The organism is Wolbachia endosymbiont of Nomada ferruginata (assembly GCF_001675785.1).
Taxonomy (GTDB): domain Bacteria; phylum Pseudomonadota; class Alphaproteobacteria; order Rickettsiales; family Anaplasmataceae; genus Wolbachia; species Wolbachia pipientis.
Genome location: NZ_LYUY01000052.1, coordinates 1 through 9,499, shown reverse-complemented (window position 1 = coordinate 9,499; position 9,499 = coordinate 1). Strand labels below are relative to the sequence as shown.

The 9,499-nt window shown below is 32.6% G+C and carries 10 protein-coding genes; 3 read left to right on the top strand and 7 right to left on the bottom strand.

Annotation, left to right across the window (positions count from 1 at the left end):
• Both BA053_RS03815 and BA053_RS03810 read right to left on the bottom strand, forming a co-directional pair.
• Positions 1-960 (bottom strand): MFS transporter (locus BA053_RS03815; protein ID WP_458695151.1); only part of this gene is annotated, 960 nt, incomplete at its 3' end.
• A gap of 152 nt (positions 961-1,112) precedes the next feature.
• On the bottom strand, positions 1,113-2,327 hold the full coding sequence (locus BA053_RS03810; protein ID WP_065094844.1) for an MFS transporter: 1,215 nt from the start codon (positions 2,325-2,327) through the stop codon (positions 1,113-1,115).
• Positions 2,328-2,843: 516 nt separating this feature from the next.
• Between BA053_RS03810 and BA053_RS03800 the strand changes: the two genes are divergently transcribed.
• Complete coding sequence (locus tag BA053_RS03800; protein ID WP_065095366.1) at positions 2,844-3,332, top strand: hypothetical protein; 489 nt, start codon at positions 2,844-2,846, stop codon at positions 3,330-3,332.
• Between the two features lie 45 nt (positions 3,333-3,377).
• Here BA053_RS03800 and BA053_RS03795 read toward each other — a convergent pair whose 3' ends face one another.
• On the bottom strand, positions 3,378-4,571 hold the full coding sequence (locus BA053_RS03795; protein ID WP_065094841.1) for a pyridoxal phosphate-dependent aminotransferase: 1,194 nt from the start codon (positions 4,569-4,571) through the stop codon (positions 3,378-3,380).
• A 69-nt stretch (positions 4,572-4,640) separates the two neighbouring features.
• A complete protein-coding gene (gene hemE / locus BA053_RS03790; RefSeq protein WP_065094840.1) occupies positions 4,641-5,657 on the bottom strand; it encodes a uroporphyrinogen decarboxylase in 1,017 nt (338 codons plus the stop codon).
• Positions 5,658-6,059: 402 nt separating this feature from the next.
• Here hemE and BA053_RS03785 point away from each other — a divergent pair, with 402 nt between their 5' ends.
• Positions 6,060-6,878: a transporter associated domain-containing protein gene (locus BA053_RS03785; protein WP_007549273.1), complete on the top strand. Its 819-nt coding sequence runs from the start codon at positions 6,060-6,062 to the stop codon at positions 6,876-6,878.
• Between the two features lie 71 nt (positions 6,879-6,949).
• On the opposite strand, the gene BA053_RS03780 is transcribed toward BA053_RS03785, so the two are convergent.
• Both BA053_RS03780 and BA053_RS03775 read right to left on the bottom strand, forming a co-directional pair.
• On the bottom strand, positions 6,950-7,294 hold the full coding sequence (locus BA053_RS03780) for a hypothetical protein (RefSeq protein WP_233395610.1): 345 nt from the start codon (positions 7,292-7,294) through the stop codon (positions 6,950-6,952).
• Between the two features lie 14 nt (positions 7,295-7,308).
• On the bottom strand, positions 7,309-7,602 hold the full coding sequence (locus BA053_RS03775; RefSeq protein WP_065094839.1) for a hypothetical protein: 294 nt from the start codon (positions 7,600-7,602) through the stop codon (positions 7,309-7,311).
• A 133-nt stretch (positions 7,603-7,735) separates the two neighbouring features.
• Here BA053_RS03775 and purM point away from each other — a divergent pair, with 133 nt between their 5' ends.
• On the top strand, positions 7,736-8,773 hold the full coding sequence (gene purM / locus BA053_RS03770; RefSeq protein ID WP_065094838.1) for a phosphoribosylformylglycinamidine cyclo-ligase: 1,038 nt from the start codon (positions 7,736-7,738) through the stop codon (positions 8,771-8,773).
• On the opposite strand, the gene purC is transcribed toward purM, so the two are convergent.
• Positions 8,770-9,492 (bottom strand): phosphoribosylaminoimidazolesuccinocarboxamide synthase, encoded by a 723-nt coding sequence (gene purC / locus BA053_RS03765; protein WP_006279491.1) that lies wholly within the window; start codon positions 9,490-9,492, stop codon positions 8,770-8,772. The genes purM and purC overlap by 4 nt on opposite strands.
• Positions 9,493-9,499 lie beyond the last annotated feature (7 nt).

The window sequence follows — 9,499 nt, the reverse complement described above, 5'->3', positions numbered from 1 at the left end:
TATTATTTTTGCGATCCCAGTGTGAAAAAAATAGCCAAAAACCATGACTATCATATTTGACACAGCTGTAGCCAGACCTACCAAGTTATTATTCACATAACTTATCGCTTTGTAAATGGTAACCACCTGATATCCAGATGCGAAACCAATAACAAGGAGTGCCGGCAACGCAATATACAGACCGCCAACCTGCGTGAAAAGCAAGAGGAAACTGGCAATCATTGCAAAAGAACATGTAATAATTGCCTCGTAATGTTTATTTGGATATTTCTCTAGAAAGTAAGCCAAAAAGAATGATCCAGCTCCCATGCCTACAAACATGAGAGAAGGAAGTAAAGATGCTAGATCTGTGGTTATTTGATATACTTCACACAAGAACGTTTTTGCCCAAGCATCAGCAAAACCCTGCAATGGACCAACCATCAAGCCACCAAAAAAGCCGATTAGAATGACATGTTTGTTGAAAAGTACAGTTTTTAAATCCTGAAACATATTATCATTTACACTTACTTCTTTCTGGTCATTACTGCTTGGCGTTATAAAGAATAACAGTAAGGCAAGTAAACAACCAAATACTGAGAAAGTGTAAATAACATAGTCCCAACCAAATTTATCGAGTAAGAAGTCCAGGGGTAATCCACCACAAGTAGCTCCTAATAACCCTATTATTATAGATAAGCTGGCCATTCTTGCTGATTTTTCTTGCGCAAAATACATGCTTGCAACTTTAAAAAGCCCAATTGCTGAAGCGGATGACCCAATTCCAACGACTATTCTGCCAAGTATTGAATAATACCACTCATCAAAGCATATAAGTGGTAATGTTCCGGTAAATGTTAAGATAATACAAATAGGCAAAACAAATTTTGGCCCGAATTTGTCAAGAGCAAGACCAATAGGTATGTGAGCCAGCGTATAGCCTACATAGTATAACCCGCCAAACTGGCCAACATCTGCAATACTTATATTAAATTTTGTTATTAATTCAGGTGCAATTATGTTTCCAACAACCAGATTAAAAAATTCCTCTGCAACATGAATCTCAGCTAAAATTTAGGATTATAGATACTTTAGTTATAAAAAACAATACTATATTAATCATCTAAATCTGCTTAGCTCTTTTTACAGCTTATAACTTTAAGTAACCAAAAGCCTATCATTCCTATTAGTAGGCATATAGGTATTATTAACATAGACTTAACCATTACATCAGTTCCATAAAATGGCTTTCCATCAATAATTTCACCGTTCCAATAAAAATTCATTATATTTGCAATAATGACGTGAAAAAGATAACCAAAACTCATAACTATGGAATTACCTACAGATCCTGCACTTGCTACTGCTTCGTTTTTTACACAACTTACAACTTTAGCAGTAAAAACAATTTGGTATGCAGAAGCAAGGCCAATAATGAATAGTAATATACATGCCAGGAGTTCACTAATATTGCATATAAAAAGTAATAAGAACACAATTATCATGGCCATAGCACAAGAAATTATTATTTCATAGTGCTTGGTTGGATTTTTTGCTAATATGTAAGGAAGTAATAAATGCCCAAAGCCAAAGCCTATTAGTATCCATTTTGAAATGCTATATGCAATGTGTCTATCTATAGCGTACATCTCATGCAAGAATGTTGCGGACCACGCATCTGCAAAGCCTTCTAATGGTCCAACCATAAAACCGCCAAACAAACCTATCAATAAAATATCTTTATTAAATATAACTTTGCTTAAATTTTTAATATTTAATTCTTCGTCTGAGGTGCCAACTTTAGGTATAGATATAAAGGTAGTTAAAGCAAGCAATAATCCAAGCATTATACACACAGTAAATAAATAATCCCACCCAAACTTATCAAGTAAGACATGTAATGGTTTGGTGGCAAATACACCACCTGAAATGCCAATAATAACCGATATGCTGAACATCATGGCAAATTTTTCTCTATGGTAATAGATTCTTATTATTTTAAAGAGTCCAAGTACTGAAGCAGAGGATCCAATACCAGTAATTATTCTTCCAATAATAGAATAACTCCAATCATTAGAACTGACTAAAGGTAAAGCACCTAAAGATGTTAATGCAATACAAATCGGTATAACAACTTTAGAACCAAATCTATCTAAAAGAATACCTACAGGAATATGTGCTAACACATAACCTACATAATACAGTCCACAAAATTGTCCTATTTCTGTTGTTCCTATATTAAACCTTACTACCAATTCAGGAATTATAATATTTGGGATTACGCGTAATATATATTGGTATGCATAAAACAGTGACGCCAACAACCAGATTAAAAAATTCCTCTGCAACATGAATCTCAGCTAAAATTTAGGGTTATAGATACTTTAGTTATAAAAAACAAAATAAATATTTATCAAAATTTAATAAATATTTATTTCGATCCATTGAAATTTAATATAGATAACTAGTGTAAGCAACTATACATATTAACTAAATCCTCTAGATCCCAGATTGGTATGGCAGAGGGTAATATAAAAAGTCTATTTTACTTTTGCAATTTTTAAAAGAGACTTTTTATTTTACTTACAATTTTTTCTACCATATTTATAACTGGCTCATGAATAAGGTATATGAAAAAAATTACACCACAAATGATAAGTATATTTATGATTTTGCCCTTATTCATCTTTATCTTGAGCTTCACTTTTGTTACAAGATCCATTTTATTTATGTTTTTATTCCATGCTGACAATTATATCTTAAATACCATAATTTTCAGTAAAATTTGACTTCAGAAGTACCCTATTAACTCAATATTAACCTTTCTACATGTAAAATAGTTAATATAACATTGAGTTAGGCTGATGAGCATAAGCACAATAGATAATACACTGCAAAATTACATAACAAAATACATCGAACAAACATTCGCTACACACGTGCTAGGCAATAGATACGACAAATTGTATAGGAAACTTCTAAGTGGTATAGAAGAGATAATAAAGCTTGCTGTAAACGAAGCAAAACACTACGATGAAAATTTAGAAGATCTATATAACGATTCAAGATTTAATAAGAAATTTATTCAAGCTGTTGTTAAACATCAGGTGTCGGAATTTTTAAATACTCACCCGAAAAGAAAAGAAATTGTTGCAGAATTTTACAACGAACATCACATTAACGAAAGTGATTTAAAGACTCTGGAAAAGGGGAAAGATTTAGTAAATAAAATAAATAATATTAACCTACTGCAACGAAGTGAAAAAAATGAGGAATTCAATATTAGAAAGACACTTGCTCAATCAATAAAAATGCCTTCCATAGAAAAACACAAGTTAGAACATTCAAAATAACCTTGGCGAAGTATGGCAAAATATACAACTTATGGATAGTCTATTTCATTTTAACTCCTGGCACGCTTTAGTAATACTATCACATCCAATTTCTAATTGTTCCTGAGAGGTTGCATAAGAAATTCTGATAAAATTTTCTAGACCAAATGCAATTCCTGGAACCACAGCAACCAAATGATCTCCCAGTAAGTATTCAGTAAAATCTAAATCATTATTTATTATCTTACCACTTTTTGTGCTTTTACTGAGCAATCCTTCACATGAGACAAATAAATAAAACGCACCTTGTGGAACAGATGCTGATAATCCCGGGGCAGAATTTAGCTCTTTCACCATAAAATCTCTACGACTCTTAAAAATTCTTGTTCTTTCTTTCAAAAAACTATGATCACCGTTTAATGCTGCTGCTGCTGCTGCTTGTGCTATCGAATTTGGATTAGAAGTGCTTTGAGACTGCAGCGTAGAGATAGCTTTTACCACATCACTTCTACCTGCAATATACCCTATTCTCCAGCCTGTCATTGCATAGGCTTTTGATACTCCATTGACTACAAAAACTCTATCATAAAGCTTCGGCTCAACCTGAGCGATAGTAAAAAATTTTTCGTCGTATATTATATGCTCATAAATATCATCTGTAACGACATTCACATGTGGATATTCAAGCAATATTTGTGCTATGTCTTTCAATTCATTATACGTGTACACAGCTCCTGCAGGGTTGTTCGGTGAGTTAAGAATTAACCATTTAGTTTTTTTAGTTATTTTGCTTTTCAATAATTCCGCTGTCAGTTTAAAATTTTGTTTGCATTCTACTACAACTGGCAAGCCGCCAAAAAGACTTACCATATCAACATATGAAACCCAATAAGGAGCTGGAATAATAACTTCATCTCCAGAGTTAATTGTTGCCATGAACAAATTGAATAACACCTGCTTAGCACCTGTACCAACACAGATTTGGTTAAGCGTGTACTCGAGGTTATTATCCTTTCTTAACTTATTAATTATTGCTTCTTTCAGCTCACGCGTTCCATCAACAGCAGTATATTTAGTCTTACCTTCACTTATTGCTTGAATAGCTGCTTTTTTTATATGATCTGGAGTATCAAAATCCGGTTCTCCTGCAGCTAAAACACAGATCTTTTTTCCTTCATTTTTCAACTTATTTGCCTTATCAGTTACAGCAATCGTAGGTGATGGTTTTATTAGGAACATTCTTTTTGCAAGGTCTGACATATTTTACTGAAGCTAAATTTAAATGATAAACCCCGTACAACAAAAAAGCTAGGAATTTTGTGTATTGTATTAGTAGCTTTTTACCAGGTTTACCAACGCAGCAATATTTTCAACTGGAGTATCAGGGAGTACTCCATGTCCGAGATTAAATATGAAGGGTAAATCTCTAAAGCAATCTATTATACGTTTTGCTTCTTTGATTGCTTCCGTTTTATTATAGGCTAAAAGATTAGGATCAAGGTTTCCTTGTAGAGGGATGTTTAGATTCGCTTTCGCCCATTTTATTGGAACATTATAATCTATACTTACTGCAGATACACCTGTTTGTTCGCAGTAATCCTTATAAAGATTTCCAGCAGACCTTGGAAAACCTATTATTGGAAAATCAGAAAATCTATCCTTTATTGCCAAGATAATTCTCTTTGTTGGTTCGATAACATATTCTTTAAACAATGGTTCCGATAACGCACCAGCATTACTGTCAAATAGCTGAATAACATCTGCTCCAAATTCTATCTGTTTAATTAGATAAATAATCGTTGCTTCCGTTATTCGTTCAATTATTTCCTTCAAACACGAAGGATAAAAATTTAATACTTTGGAAAAAGTTTTGCTGCTCCCACCTTCTATGATGTATGAGGCTACTGTCCATGGTCCACCAGCAAATCCTATGAGAGATTTTTCTTTTGGTAATTGGCTTCTGACTTTTTTTATAGCGTTTAGAATTGGTAAGGTTTTAGTTTCAATTTCTTGTGGACCCTTCAATTCCTTAGGACTTTCCACGGGTTTTATTATTGGACCTACACCGCGTACGAAATTCACGTCACAACCCAAAACATCAGCTATTATTAAAATGTCTGAAAAAATTATCGCCGCATCCATGTCAAATCTTGTCACCGGCTGTAACGTTAATTCTGTCACTAAATCTGTGTTGTAGCATATCTCCATAAAATTATTCATATTTTCTACTGCTTTGCGGTACTCAGGAAGAGACCTGCCAGCCTGACGCATTAGCCAGATAGGCACTCTTCCACCCGGCTCATTTCTCTTAATAATTCTCGTTATTGTTGTTTTGCTGCTTTCCAATCTATTCTATTTATTCTTTTGTATATTAAAGTATAGTAGTAATAATAGTTCTATCAATAACTTGTTACTAACTTAAAATTCAGTAAAAATTGGCGTTGTTCAACTTGTGGATAAATATGTGAGTAACTTTCGTATATTATTGATTTTCTGTTATGATTTATGTGTATAAGTAAGGTGTTTAGAGTGTTAGTAATTTTCTTTTATGGAAAATACTTTGCCATCATGCATTGTTACACAACTATGTATATGTTGTTGAAAAAGTTGTTGATCAATTGTTGGTATTTTATATCAACAAATAATTCACAAATTAATTTGACATTATTCACATGCTTATTAAACATTTAATAACAGTTTTCTTGATAAATCTAATCTGAAAACGTTTTTGCCATTACAGGGAATAAATTGAGTAAAAAAAGAACCTTAGTAGAAAAAATAGCATATAGAATTTTTCTCTTCCTTTTCAAAAAAGCTTCTGTGTTGAAAAAGTGTGCGACTGAGGCATTAATGAAAGATCTGCCAGACCTTAATATATTTAATGGTCTATTAAAATTCCGCGATTGTGGTATAATGGATATAATGACTCCACGTACAGAGATATGCGCAGTAGACATTGAGTCAAGCGAGCGTGAAATAATAAAGAAGATAAAAAACACTTGCCACACTAAAATACCAATTTATAAAAATAACTTTGATAACGTAATAGGCTTTTTTTATGTAAAAGATGTTATTTTTAATAGGGATAAAAATTTTAATCTGAAACATATTATACAAAGCGTAATATTTGTTCCACCCTCGATGAAGACAACTAATCTTTTTGTTAGGATGAACTCTTCTAAATCATGCTTAGCTATCGTATTGGATGAATATGGTGGAACTGATGGTTTAATTTCAATGACTGATCTTATAGAGGAACTAATACCAAACATTGATAGTGAAAACGAAATAAATTCAGAATATACCATTACTGAATTGTCTCAAAATAAGTTTGAAGTATCAGCAAGGGCTCTTATAAAAGATATAGAAGAGGATCTAAAAATAGAATTACGTGACCCTGAAGAAGACTATGTTACACTTGGTGGTTTGATTCTTTCGATTGCTGGTAAAGTGCCTTCTGTAGATGAAGTCATTAAATATAAAAATGGTATGAAGTTTATCATCAAAGATGCAAATGAGCGCTACATTAATAAAATAGTACTAGACTTAAGTGATTACAAAAATTAGATTTGGTACCCCTTATCGGGAAATGCCTTGCCTTGACACGAAGAAAAAGTTGTAATAACCAAATATGCAACTCAAGTTATAGTTAAACCTATTTCCAGCAAATTATTTTCGCAAGTATAATGCATTTCAGTGTTATAGTACTCTAATAATAAAGAGGTCATATAGATATTAATATCTTTTGTATTTAAATTAGTGTCATTTTTTTTGATTAATTTGTCTACTAATGATTTGCTTATTGGTTTGTGTTCATTTAGAATTTTTATAGTTAATAGCATTTTATCTTCTGTTTGACTCAGTAAAACAGATACTAGTTCAACTTCCGCCACTGCACTGGCTATAGTTAGCACCATATTAGAAATTATCTTATTTATCTTTTCAATTAAATCTTCCTTGTTTTTTGCAGAGTATGCGTCTATTTTCCACGTAAGCTTTACTTTTTTTTTAATAAATAATTTTCGATATTAGATTTGGTCTTATCAAAGCTATAATTATCCATTGAAGAAGAATATGCCTGCTTCATAACTTTATGTTTATATATTAAATCATCGGAGCTTTCTTTAAGAAACAACAACGCTTCCTTCTGCGTATCAGCATCATTCTTATCTATTACTTCAAGCTCTTCTACGCCAAACGTTATTCCATTCATAGAGTTAGCAAAGTCATGAAGCAGCCGTCCTGATAGCAGTTCCGTTATTAATAGTATGTTTTTGGTATTTTCGTTCATTGGATAATTATAAATGATTTAAGTTACCCTATATTGGTAAGTATATAATAGTCAATTAAGAGAAAGTTTCGTTGCACTTTTTATATCAAGGCATTAATATAGTATTAACAATTTTAAAATTTATAAAAGGATTATGAATACTTATACTAGATCAGGAATAGATATTGAACTATATAATAAGTTAATAAAAGAAGTCAAGCCTATTGCTCAAGAAACTACTAGAGAAGAAGTAATCAGCGAAATAGGTTCATTTTCTGCGTTATTTGATTTTGCTGCACTAAGTAAGAAGTATGACCATCCAGTACTCGTTTCCTCAACTGATGGAGTAGGTACGAAACTGTTGATAGCTCAAGAAGTGAATAAACATGATACTATAGGTATAGATTTAGTTGCAATGTGTGTAAATGACTTACTTGCACAAGGAGCAACGCCTTTATTTTTCCTTGATTACTTTGCAACAGGTGTTTTGAGCAAGGACGTTTTATTATCTGTGGTCCAAGGCATTGCAAAGGGGTGCAAGCAAGCTAAAATAGCATTGGTTGGTGGGGAAACTGCAGAAATGCCTGGAATGTATGGTAATAATCACTATGACCTTGCAGGGTTTGTGGTTGGTGTAGTTGATCGAAAGCAAATTCTTCCAAACTGTAGTATGATGAAAGCAGGTGATTATATAGTTGGCTTAGAGTCAAGTGGAATTCACTCAAATGGGTTTTCTTTAGTGCGCCATGTTTTCAAAAGCTTAGATATAAATTATAACGATACATCTCTATGGAATAATAAATCTTGGAGTGAAATACTACTTGAACCAACAAAAATATATGTTAATTCTTTGCTGCCTATCATGTCACAAGTAAAAGGTATTGCGCACATCACGGGTGGTGGTTTGGTAGACAATATTCCGCGAATTCTTCCAAAAAACTTATTTGCAAACATAGACATTAATTCCTGGAAATGGCCAGATATATTTTTATGGCTAACAAAGGAGGGTAAAATAGAGAAGAAAGAAATGCTAAAAACATTTAATTGTGGTATTGGTATGGTATTGATCGTAAGTTCTGAGAATATGCAAAACGTGAAAAATCATTTCCAAAAACGTGGAGAAAAAATTGAAATTATTGGAAAACTTGATGAGGCATGTAACCCTCCACTTGATAGAGTAGTATTTAGTTAACCTAACTCTACTGACAATCTTTCCGCAACTTCTAAGTATGCTTTTTTCAAGTTGCCTAAATTCAAACGAAAGACGTCTTTATCTAGCTTTTTATAAGTATTTTTATCCCATAACCTGCAGTTATCAGGGCTGATTTCATCGGCTAAAATGATTTTAGTACTGTCATTTATCAATCTGCCAAATTCCAATTTAAGGTCAACTAGATCTATGCCTGCATTTGAGAATAAATCAATTAGGATTTCGTTGATCTTTAAAGTTGTAGTTTTTACTTCATCCATTTCTTTGCTAGATAGCCAATCAAAATACAGTATGTGATTTTCATTTACCATTGGGTCGGCTAGGTCATCATTTTTGTAAAAAAACTCGATTATAGGAGATGCAAGCCTCTCACCTTCTTTGATATTAAAACGTTTGCAAAAGCTGCCAGCTGCAACGTTCCTTACTACTACTTCAAGAGGTATGATTTTGAGTTTTTTGACTAGCTGCTCTCTTTCATTCAGAGTTTTTATAAAGTGTGTGCTAATTCCTGCTTTCTCAAGCTTTTCCATGATAAAAGCACTAACATGATTATTAATTATTCCTTTGCTCTCAATAATTTCATATTTTTCCTTATTGAATGCTGTAACATCATCTTTAAAGTGCTGTATAACAGTTGATGAGTCTTCAGTTTCAATAATGGCTTTCGCTTTACCTTCGTATATCGTTTTATTCAGTGACATGTTTAAT